Raw genomic sequence first — 19,014 nt, 5'->3', positions numbered from 1 at the left:
CTGGACACTTGCACTTGTTTTTATTTATAGGCTCTGTTAAGCGTTCATGCCCCATCGTCTCTTTTCATTTCATGACTTATTAATTTTATTAGAAAAACTTGGCTTATTGCCAATATCGTTAATGGCGAAAGCCTTAGTTTTACCCATACTTAGTTCTTAAAAATTTGTTCTGCGTTGGTTTTCTACCTTCCTAAAATTTTTACTTTCTTAACGTATAAAAATGGATGAAAATTAGGCTTTCAATAGTATGAATGATATGTCTTAATGTGTTATACTAATCAACAAATTCAAAAAACTGAAACTATAAACAAAGGATGATGAACGGATGCCCTTTACCACCTTTAATAGTCAGTTAGAAAAATGGATGACTGCCCCCAACACATTGGTTAACGCCTCAACAGCCAGGCTTGTTGAAGAATCCCTTCTATGCGGAGAAGGGCAATTAAGTCAGAATGGAGCTCTTTCGGTTGATACTGGCAAATACACAGGACGCTCCCCCAAAGATAAATTTATCGTAAAAGAGCCATCATCAGAGAAGCAAATCGATTGGTCCGCCAATCAAGCCTTTAGCGAAGAGGATTTTGATCTTCTTTATGCTAAAGTATTAACTTACTTGAAAGATGTTCCTAGACGCTATATTTTCAGAGGTTTTGCAGGCAGTGACCCGGCTTCACGACTCGCCATTCAAGTCGTTAATGAACGGGCTTGGCACAATTTATTTGCCCAGCTTCTTTTTATCCAGTCGGAAGAGGCTGATCTTGATTGCTTTCAGGATCCTTTTACCGTTCTTCATGCTCCCGGATTTAAAGCCGATCCCCAAACGGATGGCACATCTTCTGAAGCTTTTATTATCATTTCATTTGAAAAACGACTCATTTTAATTGGCGGGACCGAATATGCGGGTGAGATCAAAAAATCAATTTTTACCGTAATGAATTTCCTTTTGCCGGAGCAAACTATTTTATCCATGCACTGCTCCGCAAATATTGGAAAAGCAGGGGATGTCGCCTTATTTTTTGGCCTATCAGGGACAGGTAAAACCACCTTATCCAATGACCCCAATCGTCAATTAATTGGGGATGATGAGCATGGTTGGAGTGACCAAGGCCTATTTAATATTGAAGGGGGATGCTATGCCAAAACCATCCACCTTTCGAAGCAGAAAGAGCCGATCATTTGGAATGCCATTCGATTTGGAGCGGTCCTTGAGAATGTCGCTCTTGATGAAGCAACAAGAATTCCGGATTATAGTGATGGATCACTGACGGAAAACACGCGGGCGGCCTATAGTCTGTCACATCTTGAGAATGTGTTCAGTCACAGGCTTGCTCCTCATCCGACGACTATTATTTTCTTAACTGCTGATGCATTTGGTGTTCTTCCGCCGATTAGTAAACTCACAAAAGAACAAGCGATCTATCACTTTCTCTCAGGATACACCAGCAAATTAGCCGGAACAGAGCGCGGCATCACGCTTCCAGAAGCGACCTTCTCAACTTGCTTTGGTCAGCCTTTTCTGCCGCTTTCTCCTACGGTGTACGCTGAAGCTCTTGGGAAGAAGATTGAGCAGTTTGAAGCCGACGTCTATCTTATCAATACAGGCTGGACAGGCGGCCCTTACGGAGTCGGATCGCGAATTAACCTAGCTTATACGCGCTCCATGATTGAAGCCGCCTTAAGTAAGGCATTGGATCAGGCGACTTGGACAGAAGCCCCCCTCTTTAACTTGCGCATTCCTCTGACCTGTCCGAATGTCCCGTCTCATGTTTTGAATCCTGAGACGGCCTGGTCTGATTCAGAAGCCTATTTAGAAGCCGCTCATCACCTCGCCCAAAAATTCATCGCCAATTTTAAACGATTTGACGATCTGCCTCCTGAGATAGAAGCCGCTGGGCCTCATCTCTCATAAGCCTAAAATTAAATAAGGCCAGATCCGCTAAACGGTTCTGACCTTATTTTCTGCTAAATATTTCATTGTAGATATACTGCATACTTAGCCGCAGTACGTCGTCTTTCATCATGAAAGAATACGTGTCATTGTTTTGAATATCCCTAGGCAGGGTATGAATGAATACGGGTCCATTTGTTTCCATATAGTCTTTCTTTGCCTTTACTTCGCTGATTTCGGCATAATAAACATTTTTGACGATCGTTCCGCTTTTTCCATCTACTTTATATTGTCCGATATACTGTATGGAACCAACACGAGCCCCCGTCTCTTCATTGACTTCTCGGATCGCCGCTTCTTCTGGAGTTTCCCCTTCCTCCACTTTGCCTCCGGGAAATTCCCAACCTCGTCTTGGATGACGCGTTAACAGCCACTGATCCTTGAACCGACAAATCACCCAAACATGCTTGGGATAAGAATCAAAAGGGTGATTCTCAAACGATAATAAAACAGGGTTTTCATAGTAGTCTACAAATTCATATTGATCTATGCTCATAACCATAACTCCATCCCATATACGCTTACCAATCTCCTGCGTCTCCTCATCTCTCTTTAAGATAAAGGTTACAACGATACTTGTAAAGGAATCGCCCTTTAAATCGTCTACAACGACGCTTTTCCTGAGATGAAAGTCGCCCTAATTTAATGTATGCGCAAATGAGGCGAGAGGTCCATTGAATACGCTTAACTCTTGATTTACGAAAATACTCTTTTTATCTGCCTGTTCTGCATTTGAAGAACTTGACCTTCCTTAAAGACTAATTGACTTCCTGATTAAGGTCATTTAGATAATAATGCCACTCACGTTCTAGCTCCGATAATGTAAGCTCTTCAAATGGCGTCTCATCATTGACAGACAAAGCCGTGAGACAGGAAATCAAATGCTGTCTTCTCATTTCCACCGCTTGCCTCAGCATATTCTCTTTCAGCATCCCATTCATCTCCAACCTATTTTTCAATTAGTCTTCCCAGACACTGGAAGGAATACACCTTAAATAGGAGAAAAATTAAACTTGGGGAGGGGCAGCCAGAGGAACCATTGAACCGGTGTTTGCCGATGCCAAACAGACGACCGGCAGACGATGAACAACCTTAAGATGGCAAAAAAATGGTCCATGCAAGCGAGGTTATTACCGTACTTTTAGAAATGTCGAATCATCCACAAATCGAGACTTTTATACTTTCCTGCAATAAAAAACTGTCGACTCCTTCCATTAAGGAAAGTGTTGTCGACAGTCTGCGGACACCTTTAATAGGTCTAGTTTAATTTTCGTGAAAGGTTTTGAAAAACGGTAATGGCTTTATCGATATCAAGATCACTAATGTCATAGTGTGTGGTAAGTCTTATTGTAGAAGGTCCAAAGACAGAAGCCAAAACTCCCTCTTTCTTGACTTCTTCGACGATTTGCTTAGCACTCAGAGACGTGTTTGAGACATCCAGCATCACAATATTCGTATCCACATTATTACTAATTTCGTAACCTTCAACTTCTGCTAATGCTCTAGCAAGACGTTGAGCCCGCTCATGATCCTCACTTAATCGATCGACCATCTTTGTCAAGGAAACAAGTCCTGCCGCTGCTAATATCCCCGCCTGACGAAGACCACCGCCAAGCCGTTTACGCCATTTTCTTGCCCGATTAATAAAGGCTTGGTCACCTGCAATAAGTGAACCAACAGGTGAACCGAGACCTTTAGAAAGGCAAATTTGAACCGTTGTGGTCTCTCTGGCAAACTCTTTTGCGGAATGACCCGATTGAACGACGGCATTGAACAAACGCGCCCCATCTAAATGAACGGGTATCCCGTTTTGTTGAGCAACCGTATAAACACGTTTCATGTCTTCAAGAGGAATGATGCTCCCACCTGCTCGATTATGCGTGTTTTCGATAGCAATCAAACCCGTTTCTGGTTCGTGAATATCTTCGCCGCGAATAGCTCTTTCAACGTCTTCTGCTTGAAGACTTCCGTGAATCCCTGTTACTAATTTTGGTTGTACACCCGCAAGCGCCGAAATCGCGCCCCCTTCGTAAACATAGATATGAGCATTCTCTTCCAAGATGATCTCTTGTCCTGGCCGGCAGTGCGTCAAAACGGCAACCTGATTGCCTTGAGTCCCGCTTGTGACAAAAAGAGCCGCCTCTTTTCCCAAAATATCAGCTGCCATCTCCTCTAACTCATTCAAAGTGGGATCTTCGCCGTACACATCATCTCCCACCTCTGCTTCATACATAGCTCGTCTCATCTCTTCTGTTGGTTTTGTGACGGTATCACTTCGCAAATCAATCATGGTTTTCCCCTCCGATTCTCTTAACTCCATTGTAGAAGACGTCCAATTAATGCGCATCTCTTAACAAGAGATGAAACCTCAAATCTTTTTTATCATTTTTTTGTTTTATAGGTTTAGACTCTATTTCTTTTGGGTAATTTAATAACAACCCTAACCCCAACACACTTTCATCCTGACCTCGCCAAATGGCGAGGTCCTTTTTTATTTGTTGTGGGGGGGGGACAGACCCCAGCAGGCAGTGTTTACTTTCAGTTAGGGGTCTGTCCCCGCTGTTTACTTTCAGCTAGCGGTCTGTCCCCGCTGTACTAGCAAGCAGTTTTTACTTTCAGTTGGAGACTGTCCCCTCTGTCTCTTCTTCAAACTTCTTCTGCATTAATTCTAACAGCCAATCAGGGATGTCTTTTTCCTCATCTAGTGTCAACATATCAATAAAGTCAGGATCACTTAAGAGTGAGCGGATATTTTCTATTTTATTTTGATCACCTGTGATGGAACCAAATCCTTGATTTAATTTTTTGTGGCTTTCAAAATTGGTAGGCCAATTATTCCCCATATTTAAACAAGAAGCTTCTGAGATGGTTCCAATCTTCAATTCTCTTATCATGAAAGTTGGCGATAAAAAGCTCATCCCCACTCAACTCCTTTATTATTTTTATCTTCCTCATTCTATAGTGAAAGAACTGTCACCCGGCTCCTTCTGTGGAATAACCTAATAATGATCAGTTGGGTGGTCGAACACCCACTCTACACATGTATATGGCATGAAGTGATGTTTATTTCAGTAATCTAGGAAAGGAGTTGTCCCATGTTCCCTTTCTCAAATCCATTAAATGGAAACGCCAATCCTTTTAATACGAATGCAACTAACCCAGGTACTAATCAAACACCGCCTAATGGGTTTCAAAATCCGTTTTCAGGCGGAGCACCGTTTTTCAACACAGGCTTTCCTTTCAATTCTGACCAACTGCAACGTCAAATCAACGAGACGATTGCCAATTCGATGCCCGATTTTCTAAAGACCACTGGCAATCAGGCACAGGCACAAGCGCAGACAAGCAGTTCTGTCAAAATAGAAGTCTTTGAAACGCACGATTTTATAGTGGCACGAATTCCCGTTTCACAATCACAGCCCAAACCTAAGCTGTCACTTGATACAACCCGACTCTATATAAAAGGACTTCCAGGGACTGACCAAGCGGATCAGGTTGTGTCATTGCCAGCTCCCATTAAACCTAAATATACAAAAGCTGAATACAAATCCGGCGTACTTGAAGTCAGAATGCTGAAAAAAGGACCGGAACCTATGACCGATATAAGCATTGAAGAGTAAAGAAAAGGGTCAGACCTTCTAAAAGAGTGCCTGACCCATTTCTTTTTTTATTGAACAGGGTTGGTAAGCGTTCCAATCCCTTCAATCGTGATCTCGATTTCATCGCCTGAAGAAAGCGGTCCAACCCCTGCTGGTGTTCCTGTTAAAACAACATCTCCTGGATATAACGTCATCACTTCTGTAATAGCAGCAATCACCTTAGGAATGGAGTGGATCAGATCCTGGGTGCTGCCATTCTGTTTGAGCTCGCCATTTTGCGTAAGCTGTATTCTTACTGACTCTGGGTGCAGCTGAGTTTCCACAACTGGACCTAATGGTTTATAAGTAGCAAAGGATTTAGCCCTTGTAAATTGCTTATCTAGATCTTGCAAATCCCGATCGGACACATCATTGCTTATCGTAAAACCAAATATTACGTCATTCGCGTTCTCCTCAGAAACCTGATAAGCTTGTCTTCCAATAATAATCGCAAGCTCTGCTTCATAGTCAATTCGATGCTTTTCACGGGCCAATTTGATCGGTTCATTAGGTCCAATAATGGCACTTGGAGAAAGCATGAACATCATGGGTTCTTTTGGCAAATCCATATTCTGTTCTTTGGCATGATCCACATAATTCAATCCGATTGCGACAAGCTGCTTCGGTTCCACTGGAGCTAATAATTCAACGTCATTCAATGGATATACTTGATCGGTCGGCGTGCTTGTCTGCTCTAAGTAATGCCCCGTCATCTCAACCACTTTATCAGCATCGATCATACCGTACTTAATGTCGCCCTGTATTCGGAATCGGCAATATTTCATCTTTCACCCTCCAAAGACACTTTTTCAGAATCCTCTTTATTTTATCACAATCAAATCCTTAACTGTATAATAAATGCAGGTATTAAATGGATTAATGCATTTTATAATTTTAATTTTGACCACTAGAAATAAGCATATAGTTGAACTTATACCCGTTTCAACTATATGCTGCACGTGTATGGCTAACACAGAAAAGAAGGACCCCGACAAACCTTTTGAACTAGCCCAGCTGTTTCCCCAAAACAAATGATAAAAACGCCATCACTGCCATTCGGCTTGTTTGATCACGACTATCTAATTTTGGATCAATTTCAACCAGGTCGATCGCTTTCGTTAAAGACTGTGATCCCAAATAGACTAAGGCTGAAAATAAATCTTCCGGATGCATTCCACCAGGCAGAATAGCCGGACAACCAGGTGCATAAGCTTGATCTAATACATCCATATCCACCGAGACGTAGATAAACTCGACTTCTTTTGCCAGTTTTTGATAAGCCTGCCGCCCAATGGTTCGTATGCCTTTTTCACGAATCTCCCTCATCGTAAAAACAGTAACTCCTTTTTCACGAGCATAAGCCGAATACTCTTGGCTATTAGCAAAGTTTCTGATGCCTATTTGAACAAGGTGCCGGGGATCTAAATTAAGGGTTTCAATCAGACGCCGAAAAGGAGTACCGTTAGAGGGTCCTCCGTCTTCCACATTCCTCAAATCATGATGGGCATCCAATTGAATGATGCCTGCCTTTTTTCTAAGTGCTTGTGATAAGCCAGAGAAAGCAGATGCTGTTACGGAATGATCCCCACCAATTAGAATAGGTATAAGTTCTGGATTAGACGTCATGACATCATTCATGGTAGAGGCAATCCTATTATGACTTTCGTTCATGTCCGTTAAATGCATTTGCACATCGCCAAGATCAGTCCAAGGTACCGCAGCTAAATCTATATCCTGCTCAACCGCATAGGTGGCCATGTTTTTAAACACTGAACGTACTGACTCTGGGGCAAAGGAGGCACCTGAATGACTGATAGAGGTTTTGGAGAGAGGAAGACCCATTAACCCAAAGCCCTTTACCCCTTCTTGACCATCCCACGGTAGAAGAACATCTCCAAATTTTGTGACCATCGAATCTTGAAAGGCTGTCTGGCCCGCTGATTTTAAAAATGGAGGTTTAGACATATCCACTGCTCCTCTCGTACACACAATTTCCGTTTTTGAAAACAAATTGAGTATGAGAAACACCATAATGGTAAGGAACATACACATAATTCTCGGCATCCCAAATGACGAAGTCCGCCGGTCGTCCAACAGCAAGCTGACCAGCGACATCCCCTCTTCCAATTGCAAAGGCAGCGTTGACTGTCACGGCATTCCAAATTTCCTCTGGTGTCAGATTCATTTTAAGCAGAGCGAGACTCATGATGAGCTGAAGATTTTCTGTAACAGAGCTACCTGGATTGAAATCAGTCGATAAAGTGACGGCCCCTCCGCAGTCAATAATCGACCGCCCCGGAGCATAATGATCTTTACCTAGGTAAAAGGTCGTCCCTGGAAGTAGGGTAGCAATGGTCTTACTCTCTGCCAGCTGTTGAATTCCCTTTTCACTTATGGCAACTAAATGATCGGCTGACACCGCCTCTAGATCAATCGCAAGCTCCGTACCGCCTAAAGGATAGAGTTCATCGGCATGAATTTTGATACCAAACCCTTTTTCCTTGGCTCGCGCTAGATAGGCTCTTGACTCCTCAACGGAAAAAACACCTGACTCACAAAATATATCAACAAATTCCGCTAGATTTTGTGACTTGATTTCATCCAATAAATCTTCCATTTCCTTTAAAAATCCCTTTGTGTTCCCTTTAAATTCAAGCGGAACCGCATGAGCCCCAAGAAAAGTGGAAACAAGCTCAATGGGATGACTATTTAGAGCCTTTATGGCCTCTAATTGCTTTAGTTCTGTTTTTTTATCAAGACCGTAGCCGCTTTTGGCTTCTAATGTCGTCACCCCAAAGGACAAAAATCGATCGAGTGAACGGTTAGCTTTTTTTACTAATTCCTCCAAAGAAGCTGCTCGTGTTGCCCGAACCGTTGAAAGAATGCCGCCACCTCTTTCAAGAATCTCTAAATATGAAAACCCCTTTTGCTTAAGAGCTACCTCATTCTCACGAGTTCCCCCAAAAACTAGATGTGTATGGGGCTCCACTAGTCCCGGTGTTACCAGCTGGCTTTTGGCGTTCATTGTTCGGGAGGCTTTAAGGGAGTGTGCCTCCTCTGCTGACCCAATCCATGCCACCTTTCCTTGCTCAACAGCAAGTGCAGCGTTATCTTTAACCGTGATTTGGCCCATTTCTCTGCCTTTTCTAGGTCGATTCGGTCCTTCCATAGTTAATAGCTGTCCAATGTTTTCAATTAACAGATCGTACATAGATTAGCCCTCCACCTCCCACATTGGAATGCGGACACCCTTCGCTTTTGCTACTACCTCGGCTTTTTCATAACCAGCATCCACGTGACGAATGATGCCCATACCAGGATCTGTTTGGAGAACACGGACCAGCTTCTCTTCCGCACGTTTTGAACCATCGGCCACAACAACCATGCCGGCATGCAGGGAGTAACCCATTCCGACGCCACCACCGTGATGAAAGGAAATCCAGCTCGCCCCTGCCGCTGTATTAAGCAGCGCATTTAAAACGGCCCAGTCCCCCACCGCATCACTGCCGTCACGCATACCTTCTGTTTCACGGTTCGGTGATGCCACAGACCCGCAGTCCAAATGATCACGCCCAATAACAATAGGAGCTTTAAGCTCACCTTTTTTCACAAGCTCATTCAACGCAAGACCCATTTTCTCACGTTCGCCATAGCCTAACCAACAAATTCTAGAAGGGAGGCCTTGAAAAGCCACTTTTTCTTGCGCCATAGTAATCCAGCGCTTTAACCCTTCATTTTCAGGAAAAAGTTCTAAAAGTAAGCGATCCGTCCTATAGATATCTTCAGGGTCACCAGATAAGGCTGCCCAACGAAACGGTCCTTTTCCTTCACAGAAGAGGGGACGGATATACGCCGGAACAAAGCCTGGAAAACAAAAAGCAGCCTCAACGCCATGATCCTTCGCAACTTGACGAATATTGTTTCCGTAGTCAAATACAACAGCTCCCCCCTTTTGAAAAGCCAGCATCGCTTCAACGTGCCTAGCCATGCTCTCAGAGGCCTTTTTTACATAAGCTTTAGGATTGATTTGCCGAAGCTTTTCCGCTTCCTCTAGCTTGATGCCGGCTGGAATATAGCCATTTAACGGATCATGAGCCGAGGTTTGGTCGGTCACAATGTCTATTTTCACGCCTCTATTTAAAATCTCTTGGTGAACCTCTGAGGCATTTCCAACAAGACCAATCGATAAAGGCCGCTTTGCCTGAAGAGCGTCTTGGGCCCAAGCCAATGCGAGATCCAATGATTCTGTCATACGATCACAATAGTTGGTATCTATTCGCTTTTGAATACGTTTAGGGTCAACCTCTACTGCGAGAACAACCCCTTCATTCATCGTAACAGCAAGCGGTTGAGCACCACCCATTCCGCCAAGTCCTGCTGTAAGAGTCAACGTCCCCTTAAGCGATCCGCCAAAATGCTGGTCGGCAATCGCTCGGAAGGTTTCGTAAGTCCCTTGCAAAATCCCTTGACTTCCAATATATATCCAGCTTCCTGCAGTCATTTGCCCATACATCATGAGGCCTGCTTTTTCAAGTTCATGGAAATGCTCCCAATTGGCCCATTTCGGGACAAGAACCGAGTTAGATAAAAGAACCCGCGGAGCTCGTTCATGAGTTTTAAACACGCCTACCGGTTTTCCAGATTGAACGAGCAGCGTTTCATCGTTCTCTAGCTTTTTGAGGGATTGAACAATGGCTTCAAATGCCTCCCAGCTGCGGGCAGCCTTTCCCCTTCCGCCATAGACGACCAATTCTTCCGGATTTTCAGCTACTTCTGGATCCAAATTATTGCACAGCATTCGAAGGGCGGCCTCCTGCTCCCAGCCTTTTGTTGTTAACTGTGTTCCCCTTGGTGACCGAATCCTTTTGGCGATCATGTTGATTTCCCCCTCTTAACATTTTTTATCTATATCTAAATTGTATGAAAGATATAAAACGTTAAGGCTTTTTTTAGCAGAGGTTTAAATGAAACGAGGTTGAATGTTCAGCAAGTATCAGTTTCTTAGTAAAAAGAAAACCACCCGCTCTATTAAAGAAGCGGATGGTTGATCTTATTCTTCATCAATCGGTAAGAGCAGGCTGTTCCATTCCTCCGATTCAAACCATTGATGGATGTTTTCAATATCATGAGAAAAGACGCGGTCATGTTCAACGGCTTCCACAAGACGCCTTCCTGCTTCATAGATCGCTCGGGTTCTCGGGGCCAGCTTCTTGCGGTCACGGAATTCAAGGGCTTGTAAGGCACAAAAGCATTCAATGGCCAACACCCGACTCACATTTTCAATAATTTGGGCGCAATGTCTGCTTCCCGTTGTCCCCATACTGACATGGTCTTCTTGATTCGCTGACGATGGAATGGAATCAACGCTTGCCGGGTGCGCTAATGTCTTATTCTCTGAAACAAGTGAAGCAGCAGTATATTGTAAAATCATCGCTCCCGATTCAACACCAGGATGCCGGCTCAGAAAAGGCGGCAAGTCATTTAACTGCGGGTTAACAAGCCGTTCAATTCGTCTCTCCGAAATATTTGCCAGTTCTGCTACCCCAATCTTAAGAAAATCCATAGCGAAGGCAATCGGTTGGCCATGAAAATTCCCTCCCGAAATGATTTTGGCACCTCCATCAAAAATAAGCGGGTTGTCAGTCGCCGCGTTCATCTCGATCGTCAGTTTTTCTTTGACATACTGAATCGTTTGCCACGAGGCACCGTGCACTTGAGGAATACATCTCAGTGAATACGCATCCTGAACGCGCTTTTCACCTTGATTCGTCGTCAACTCACTCCTGTCTAGATAAGCTCTCATTCGGCGGGCAACATCAATTTGTTCTTGATAGCCTCTTGCCACATGGACTGCTTCATCGAAAGCTGTCATAACGCCTTCTAATGCCTCCATTGTTAGAGCAGCCGTTACTTCTGATAGACGCGCTAGACGAATCGCTTTAAGTAAATTAATGACACCTTGAGATGTCATCGCCTGTGTTCCATTAATGAGTGCTAATCCCTCTTTAGCGGACAAACGCAAAGGCAACCAGCCTAATTGATCGTAAACAAGATTCGTGTCCAGACGTTCTCCCTTATAAATGACCTCTCCCTCTCCAATTAAAACAAGGGCCAAATGAGCAAGAGGAGCGAGGTCCCCACTTGCTCCAAGTGAGCCTTGCTGCGGGATAACAGGATGAATTTGATGATTCAATAAATCTAATAAGCGCTCGATCACTTCCTGACGGACACCGGAATACCCTTTTAAGAGTGCATTCGCTCTCAACAAAAGCATGCCTCTGGCTACTTTTTCAGGAAAAGGAGCTCCCACTCCGCAGGCATGGCTTCTAATGAGATTAAGCTGCAAGTCCTCAACATCCTCTCGAGCAATATACACATCGCTCAACTTCCCAAAGCCTGTCGTAATCCCATAAACGATTTGCCCATTTTCGACAACTGATTCAACAGCCCGACGGCTTTCTTGAACCCGTTCCCAGCTCTCATCCGTTGCCTTCACGCTTTCATCCAAAAGAACGATTTTTTCAAATTCCTTAATGGTTAAATGACTGCCATCTAATTCAATCATGCTGTTCACCTCTATGCTAATTCTCTGAACAGTTACCACGCTAAAGCATTAAAAAAAAGAGGATCTTATATGCTTTTACATATAAGATCCTCTTGATTGATTCGTATTATTAAAATGCCTACATATAAGGCCCTGTTCATCGCGATCCACTCGTTCTTATTAATAATAGTGCCACTTTAGCAGTACTGTACCTCTTCTAACAATAATGGCCGGATGTTTAATTGTCAACTCATGCTCCAAGCTTGAGCGGATTGATTAAGAAGTTCATAATAAAGCTCTATGTAGTGAGCAGCGGATTGGTCCCAACTGAAATCGAGGTGTAAGGCCCGATCTGCGAGTTCCATCCATTTACTCGGTTGAAAGTGATAAAACCATAAAGCGCGCTCAATGGTATAGAGCATGTCATGAGCATTATAATTGGCAAAAGTAAAGCCATTACCTTCATTTGTAAACTCATTATAGGATATTACCGTATCCTTCAAACCACCCGTTTCCCGAACAATGGGGAGCGTTCCATAGCGAAGCGCAAATAACTGTCCAATCCCGCACGGTTCAAATTTGGATGGCATTAGAAAAAGGTCCGAACCTGCATAAATTCGTCTTGCTAACCCTTCATCAAAATAGCAGCAAAATACAAATTTCTCCGGATACTCACGAGCAAGAGCCTTAAAAGCCTGTTCGTAGGCTTCCTCACCTGTTCCAAGAATAACGAATTGAACCTGTTCCTGAAGGATTTCATGAATTACGCGGAGCACAAGATCCATACCCTTTTGCTCCACAAGTCTTGTCACCATGCTCATTATAGGCCTATCCGAGTGTTCCGGTAATCCAAGCTCTCTCTGAAGGGCTGTCTTATTGAGTGCTTTCCCTTCTATTGTCTTGAATCTTTCAGCAAGAAAAAGGTCCGTCCCGGGATTATACTCATCCACATCGATCCCATTTATAATCCCTGCCAAATCGTGCCCACGCTTTCTCAAAAAACCATCGAGTTTCTCGCCATAATAGGGGGTTTGAATTTCTTCAGCATAAGAAGGGCTAACCGTTGTCAATTTATCTGAAAAGGCTAGGCCTGCTTTCATATAACTGACATTCCCATAGAATTCAAGACCATCCTCTGTAAAGTAAAGCTCACTCAGATCAAGAAGTTCATACAAGACTGACTTTGGATAAACCCCTTGATACTTAAGATTATGAATTGTGAAAAGAGTTTTGATCCCTTGATAAAACGGATGATTGCTGTAATGGGCTTTCAATAGGGCACTGATTGGCCCTGTCTGCCAATCATGGCAATGAATAACGTCAGGCCTTTCATCTAAGAAAGGCAAGGCCTCTAGCACCGCACGGGAAAAAAAGGCAAAGCGTTCTCCATCATCATAAAAGCCGTAGCTTCCATGCCTTTTGAAATACTGTTCATTATCCAATAAATAGTAAGTAACCCCTTCAGACTCTAGCTTAAAAAGGCCACAATATTGCCTGCGCCTTCCAACCGGTACTTCGAAGCTTCTCACGAATGTAAACTCATGCCCGTACTTTTCAGATAGATCTTTGTATTTAGGGAGAATCACACTGACGGAGACCCCCTTCTTCACCAAGGCTTTGGGCAGAGCCCCTATAACGTCTCCTAAACCGCCCGTTTTAATGAAAGGTGCACACTCAGATGCCGCAAATAAACTATTCACTTGGTCTCCCCCAACTAGATCACTTCAGATTTTTTAACTAAAATAGGGTCATGATGCCCTCTTAAAGTTCGATGACTACTAATTCTGCCTTGCTTATCCATGATGACATTTTCTATATAAGCGCCTTCTTCAATCTCTCCTTTTTGCATAATAATACTGTTTTTAACAAAGGCTCCCGGATGAACCTTCACTCCTCTGAATAAGACACTGTTTTCTACCGTTCCATCAATCTCACAGCCGTTTGCAATTAAGGAATTAGAAACAAAAGACGAATCTCCAAAGCGTGCGGGTGCCTCATGTTTAATTTTCGTCAATACATCCCAATCCTCATAAAAGAGAGAATGGGACAGCTCAGGATCTAATAATTGGAGCTGGCAATCTAAGAAACTTTCAATCGAATGGATGAAAAACATTTTTCCTAAGAACGGATAGCCCATAACATTCAATGATTGAAGATGCGCTTTGACCACATCTTTTAGAAAGCTATACTCTTCATTTCCAACACATTCTTCAATTAAACCAATCAAAATCTCTTTTTTAATGACATAGGTTTCAAGCAGGACGGGGTCTCCTAATTTCGGGATCGTAAACAGGTCAATGTCCTTCACATTCCCCTGCTCATCCAGTTCACACTTATGATACATCGGTTTATGAACCGGCTGGCCATCATATGCTTTATAAATAACGGTTAAATCGGCACCATTCTCTCTATGAGTCCGAATTACCCGATTATAATCGATTTTATTAACATGAATACCTGGTGATATAATGACCTCTCGGCAGCAGGTCCGTTTAAAGATCTCCAGGTGATCATGAAATTGCTGCAGATCTCCTTTAATAGAATCGGTGGCCTGAAGCGGTGGCAAAATATATAAACCGCCTGTTTGCCTGTCTAAGTCCCATTCTTTTCCGGAACCGAGGTGGTCCATAAGGGAACGATAGCGTTCTTTTGGAAAAATAGCGACCTGAGTCATATCAGCATTGATAAAATTTGATAAAGTGAAATCAATAAGGCGATATCGCCCTCCAAAAGGGACTGAGGACAGACAACGATGAGAAGTTAATTCTTTTAAATAATGACTTTCATTAACAAGATTAATAACGCCCAACACTTTATCCATTTGCATCGTTCCTTTTCTATCTGACTTTAATTTTTAACCCAACTCTTGACTTTGAAGATCGAACGCATCCCCGCCATATAGTGTTACAGGCGCATTCGCTTCGGACGACCCTATACACTGTCCATCAGTAATGACTGCTTGGCTGCCGACGATCGTTTTTTCAATTCTCACATTTTCACCGATGCTCGCACCAGGCATAATGACCGAATCTTTTATAACCGATCCTTTCCCTACCCGAACGTTGTAAGATATGACGGAATGATTGACCTCCCCATAGATCACACACCCTTCATTCACCAACGATCGGCGCACCTTAGCTTCCTTCGCTATATATTGAGGCGGGTGGTTGGCATTACCCGCAAAGATCTTCCAATTGGGATCAAACAGATCGAAAGCCGGTTTTTCCTCAATCAAATCCATATGAGCTTCCCACAGGCTTTCAATGGTCCCAACATCCTTCCAATAGCCATTAAATTCATAGGCAAATAATCTTTTGCGTTCACCTAATAAGCGAGGAATGATGTCTTTTCCAAAATCATTAGTGGAGAGGGCATTGGCTTCATCTTCTATCAAGATTTGCCGAAGCAATGGCCAATTAAAAATATAGACACCCATTGAGGCTAGATTGCTAATCGGTTCCTCCGGTTTTTCTTGAAATTCCACAATCTGCCCATTCTCACTTGTTGTCATGATGCCAAAACGATGGGCTTCCCGCCAAGGAACCGGTATCACGGCAATGGTTGCATCGGCTTGATTGCGTTCATGTACCTCGAGCAAATCATTATAATTCATTTTATAAATATGATCGCCGGAAAGAACCACAACGAATTCAGGATTATATTGATCGATATAATGAATATTCTGATATATAGCATTAGCTGTTCCTTTATACCATTCTCCGCCTCCCTCGCCTTTATATGGAGGAAGGAGTGCCACGCCTCCGAACAACCGATCTAAATCCCACGCTTTTCCATTTCCAATATAAGCATTTAAGACATGAGGCTGATATTGTGTTAAGACCCCCACCGTGTTAATTCCTGAATGATTACAGTTGCTGAGAGCAAAATCAATAATCCGATATTTACCTCCGTAAGGGACCGCTGGTTTAGCTAATTCTTTTGTTAACTCTCCTAACCTTGTGCCCTGTCCACCCGCTAACAGCATTGCCAACCACTTTTTCCGGCGCATGTTGTTAAGACCTCCTCAATCGTTTTTTAGTTTCTTTCATGAACACAAGCATACTCAGAGGGGGAAGGGAAAGCATTACGCTGCATGGCTGCCCCTGATAAGGGAGCTCCTCGGAAGATACCATTTGTCCTTCTTCATTCGTATTCCCACCATATCTTGCACAATCTGTGTTAAACATTTCAAGATAGTTTCCACTTGAAGGAACACCTAGTCGATAATCGTCATAGTGGTTGCGTGAAAAATTACAAACAATAATGGCCGCATCACCCTTGCGTTTACCTTGTCTAATAAAAGCTATGATACAATCTTGGTTTGCATTCGCTTCAATCCATTGAAAGCCTTCGAATTCGTGGTCTAACCGCCAAAAACAAGGCCATTTTTTATAAAATTGAACCAGTTCACGTTCGAAACAATTAAAGGTGCGGTGGGAATCAAAGTTCTCGAGTAATTCCCAATCAACCTGTTCGAGGTCTTTCCATTCATCAAATTGCCCCAATTCATTTCCCATAAAAGTAAGCTTCTTGCCCGGATGCATCATAAAGAAACCATGTAACAACCGTAAATTAGCAAATTTTTCTTCATAGGACCCTGCCATTTTATTAAGCAAAGAACGCTTTCCATGTACAAGTTCATCGTGTGAAAATGGAAGAATAAAATTTTCAGAGTAGGTGTAAAGCAATGAGAAGGTAAGTAAATGATAATGGTTTTGTCTTTCTATTGGCTCCATCGCCATGTAGCGAAGGACATCATGAACCCAGCCCATGTTCCATTTGTAGTTAAAACCGAGTCCCCCTTTGTCTGTTTGACCCGTTACGAGCGGCCAATCCGTTGCTTCTTCAGCAATCATTAAGACGCCAGGGTAGCGGCTAAATAAGACTTCATTCATTCTTTTAACAAAAGCAATCGCTTCGAGATTGGTTTCTCCACCTTCTATGTTGCGAAGAGGGCGATCAGAGGATCGATCGTGGTTGAGATAAATCATGTGCGAGACTGCATCAATGCGGAAGCCATCTACATGGTACTGTTCCATCCAAAATAAAAGATTTGAAATAAGAAAACTCCATACCTCAGGCTTTGAAAAATCAAAGTTATAAGTGCCCCAATTATGTCGCTCGGCTCTTTCGGTATCCTGAGGCTCAAACAAAGGAGTTCCATCAAAACGACTGAGGCCATGGGCATCTTTACAAAAATGAACAGGGACCCAGTCCAAAATGACGCCAATTCCTCTCTGATGGCAAGTGTCGACAAAATACATAAAATCCTCAGGGCTGCCAAAACGGCTCGTCAAAGAATAATAGCCGGTTATCTGATACCCCCATGACCGATCGTACGGGTGCTCCATGACTGGCATTAATTCAATGTGGGTATAGCCCCTATCTGCCACGTAATCGACTAACTCTTCAGCGAATTCTCGATAACTTAAGAGCGTCCCGTCCGCTTTCTTCTTCCAGGAACCCAAATGCACTTCATAGATGAGTAAAGGGCGATGGTAAATATCTGTTTTTCTTCTTTCGTTCAACCAGGCCTGATCATGCCACTTATACTGACCCAGCCGATGGACAATTGAAGCTGTCTTTGGCCGCACTTCAGAATAAAAGGAATAGGGGTCTGATTTCAAAAAGATTTGGTGGTTTGATACGAGTTCATACTTATAAAGACTCCCTTCCTCTATCCCTGGAATGAACCCATACCATATATCCGATTGAGGAATTTGCGTAAGACGGTGCCCGCTGCCGTCCCAATGATTAAAATCCCCAACTACCGCAACCCTTTCAGCATGTGGAGCCCATACAGCAAATCGAACACCTGATTCACCGTTGACAGTCATCACATGAGCACCCAGCATTTTATAGCTTTCATACAAGGTGCCTTCATGGAAGAGATAGCGGTCAAACTCAGTTGGAATCCATGCCGTGCTTTGCAGTAGGTCACTCTCCGTCTGGCTCATCATCTTTTCCGCCTTTCCCTAATTAAAATAGCTTTTCTGCCACATACCTCTTAATTTTCTAGATGATTGACAAATTTTCCTTTTGCAGAAAATGTCTATTTTCGTCACTTTTTTTCTTTTTTTGGAGTATTTCGGTAAACAAGCGAAATGCAAGCGTTATCATTTTCGGAACTCCTTAAAAGAAGAACAAAATCGCTAACGCCGCGACTCCCTTCTTCCCAAGTATAGATTTAACCTATGAGTTTTTCTCGGACACTGTTTTTATGTTTAAACACTTAACAAAAATGGGTGGTTGTCTAACCAATGTGGAAAATCGTCCCGTTTTAACATAAGAAGCGCAACTAGGATACGTTACTGGTCAACTTCCTGGGTAAAATGGGCCGTTCCGAGTTAAATAGAGAATGCTCGTTACGCCTAACGACTCAAATGGGCAATTGGGAGAGGAATAGCGTATTCTGGTTACGCTCTAACGAAATAGGCGTAACCTCATTCCCTTATTTCGGCATTCCGGCCCGATTCGCGGAGGATTAGCGTATCCTTGTTACGCTCAATCAAAATTGGCGTAACCTCATTCCTTTATTTCGGCATTCCGGCCCATTTCGCGGAGGTTAGCGTATCCTCGTTACGCTCAATCAAAATTGGCGTAACCTCATTCCCTTATTTCGGCATTCTGGACCGATTCGCGGAGGATAACGTATCCTTGTTACGCTCAATCAAAATTGGCGTAACGTCATTCCTTTATTTCGGCATTCCGGCCCATTTTACGGAGGTTAGCGTATCCTTGTTACGCTCAATCAAAATTGGCGTAACCTCATTCCCTTATTTCGGCATTCCGGCCCGATTCGCGGAGGATTAGCGTATCCTCGTTACGCTCAACCGAAATAGGCGTAACCTCATTCCCTTATTTCGGCATTCCGTCCCATTTCG

17 protein-coding genes are annotated in these 19,014 nt (G+C 43.3%); 4 read left to right on the top strand and 13 right to left on the bottom strand.

All coding sequences use genetic code 11. The annotated features are described in order from the left end of the window. The first annotated feature begins 325 nt into the window (after positions 1–325). Positions 326–1,909, top strand: a complete 1,584-nt coding sequence (gene pckA / locus PU629_RS05610) for a phosphoenolpyruvate carboxykinase (ATP) (RefSeq protein WP_481900479.1) — start codon at positions 326–328, stop codon at positions 1,907–1,909. Positions 1,910–1,952: 43 nt separating this feature from the next. Here the strand turns inward: pckA and ytkD are convergent, their stop codons facing one another. From ytkD to PU629_RS05590, 4 genes are all read right to left on the bottom strand, one after another. Beyond that, positions 1,953–2,450, bottom strand: coding sequence for an RNA deprotection pyrophosphohydrolase (gene ytkD / locus PU629_RS05605; RefSeq protein ID WP_275283303.1), 498 nt, complete (start codon positions 2,448–2,450; stop codon positions 1,953–1,955). Positions 2,451–2,706: 256 nt separating this feature from the next. Continuing rightward, on the bottom strand, positions 2,707–2,880 hold the full coding sequence (locus PU629_RS05600; protein WP_275283302.1) for a Fur-regulated basic protein FbpA: 174 nt from the start codon (positions 2,878–2,880) through the stop codon (positions 2,707–2,709). 326 nt (positions 2,881–3,206) lie between these two features. Next, positions 3,207–4,238: a low-specificity L-threonine aldolase gene (gene ltaE / locus PU629_RS05595; protein WP_275283301.1), complete on the bottom strand. Its 1,032-nt coding sequence runs from the start codon at positions 4,236–4,238 to the stop codon at positions 3,207–3,209. A 325-nt stretch (positions 4,239–4,563) separates the two neighbouring features. Then, positions 4,564–4,866 carry a hypothetical protein gene (locus PU629_RS05590; RefSeq protein ID WP_275283300.1) on the bottom strand — a complete coding sequence of 101 codons (303 nt, stop codon included), beginning with the start codon at positions 4,864–4,866 and terminating at the stop codon, positions 4,564–4,566. 177 nt (positions 4,867–5,043) lie between these two features. Here PU629_RS05590 and PU629_RS05585 point away from each other — a divergent pair, with 177 nt between their 5' ends. Continuing rightward, the gene (locus tag PU629_RS05585; RefSeq protein WP_275283299.1) at positions 5,044–5,568 is read left to right on the top strand and encodes an Hsp20/alpha crystallin family protein; all 525 of its coding nucleotides are present in this window, start codon (positions 5,044–5,046) and stop codon (positions 5,566–5,568) included. A 47-nt stretch (positions 5,569–5,615) separates the two neighbouring features. Here PU629_RS05585 and PU629_RS05580 read toward each other — a convergent pair whose 3' ends face one another. The 9 genes from PU629_RS05580 to glgB form a co-directional block, all read right to left on the bottom strand. Further along, positions 5,616–6,371 carry a fumarylacetoacetate hydrolase family protein gene (locus tag PU629_RS05580; RefSeq protein ID WP_275283298.1) on the bottom strand — a complete coding sequence of 252 codons (756 nt, stop codon included), beginning with the start codon at positions 6,369–6,371 and terminating at the stop codon, positions 5,616–5,618. Between the two features lie 220 nt (positions 6,372–6,591). After that, entirely contained in the window at positions 6,592–7,551 is a 960-nt protein-coding gene (hutG, locus tag PU629_RS05575; protein WP_275283297.1) for a formimidoylglutamase, read from the bottom strand. Further along, positions 7,544–8,797 carry an imidazolonepropionase gene (hutI, locus tag PU629_RS05570; protein WP_275283296.1) on the bottom strand — a complete coding sequence of 418 codons (1,254 nt, stop codon included), beginning with the start codon at positions 8,795–8,797 and terminating at the stop codon, positions 7,544–7,546. The genes hutG and hutI overlap by 8 nt, the downstream gene beginning before the upstream one ends. Positions 8,798–8,800: 3 nt before the next feature. Beyond that, a complete protein-coding gene (gene hutU, locus PU629_RS05565) occupies positions 8,801–10,462 on the bottom strand; it encodes a urocanate hydratase (RefSeq protein ID WP_481900478.1) in 1,662 nt (553 codons plus the stop codon). Positions 10,463–10,636: 174 nt separating this feature from the next. Then, on the bottom strand, positions 10,637–12,151 hold the full coding sequence (hutH, locus tag PU629_RS05560) for a histidine ammonia-lyase (protein ID WP_275283295.1): 1,515 nt from the start codon (positions 12,149–12,151) through the stop codon (positions 10,637–10,639). Positions 12,152–12,375: 224 nt separating this feature from the next. Continuing rightward, a complete protein-coding gene (gene glgA, locus PU629_RS05555; RefSeq protein WP_275283293.1) occupies positions 12,376–13,830 on the bottom strand; it encodes a glycogen synthase GlgA in 1,455 nt (484 codons plus the stop codon). 14 nt (positions 13,831–13,844) lie between these two features. Continuing rightward, positions 13,845–14,951, bottom strand: a complete 1,107-nt coding sequence (glgD, locus tag PU629_RS05550; RefSeq protein ID WP_275283291.1) for a glucose-1-phosphate adenylyltransferase subunit GlgD — start codon at positions 14,949–14,951, stop codon at positions 13,845–13,847. 33 nt (positions 14,952–14,984) lie between these two features. Further along, positions 14,985–16,139 carry a glucose-1-phosphate adenylyltransferase gene (locus tag PU629_RS05545; RefSeq protein ID WP_275283290.1) on the bottom strand — a complete coding sequence of 385 codons (1,155 nt, stop codon included), beginning with the start codon at positions 16,137–16,139 and terminating at the stop codon, positions 14,985–14,987. A gap of 4 nt (positions 16,140–16,143) precedes the next feature. Next, positions 16,144–18,090, bottom strand: a complete 1,947-nt coding sequence (gene glgB / locus PU629_RS05540) for a 1,4-alpha-glucan branching protein GlgB (RefSeq protein ID WP_275283289.1) — start codon at positions 18,088–18,090, stop codon at positions 16,144–16,146. A gap of 372 nt (positions 18,091–18,462) precedes the next feature. On the opposite strand from glgB, the gene PU629_RS05535 reads away from it, so the two are divergent. After that, a complete protein-coding gene (locus tag PU629_RS05535) occupies positions 18,463–18,618 on the top strand; it encodes a hypothetical protein (RefSeq protein ID WP_275283288.1) in 156 nt (51 codons plus the stop codon). Positions 18,619–18,625: 7 nt separating this feature from the next. Next, a complete protein-coding gene (locus PU629_RS05530) occupies positions 18,626–18,943 on the top strand; it encodes a hypothetical protein (protein WP_275283287.1) in 318 nt (105 codons plus the stop codon). Positions 18,944–19,014 lie beyond the last annotated feature (71 nt).

It is taken from the genome of Pullulanibacillus sp. KACC 23026 (genome assembly GCF_029094525.1).
Classification (GTDB): domain Bacteria; phylum Bacillota; class Bacilli; order Bacillales; family Sporolactobacillaceae; genus KACC-23026.
This window is presented reverse-complemented; position numbering and strand designations above follow the sequence as displayed.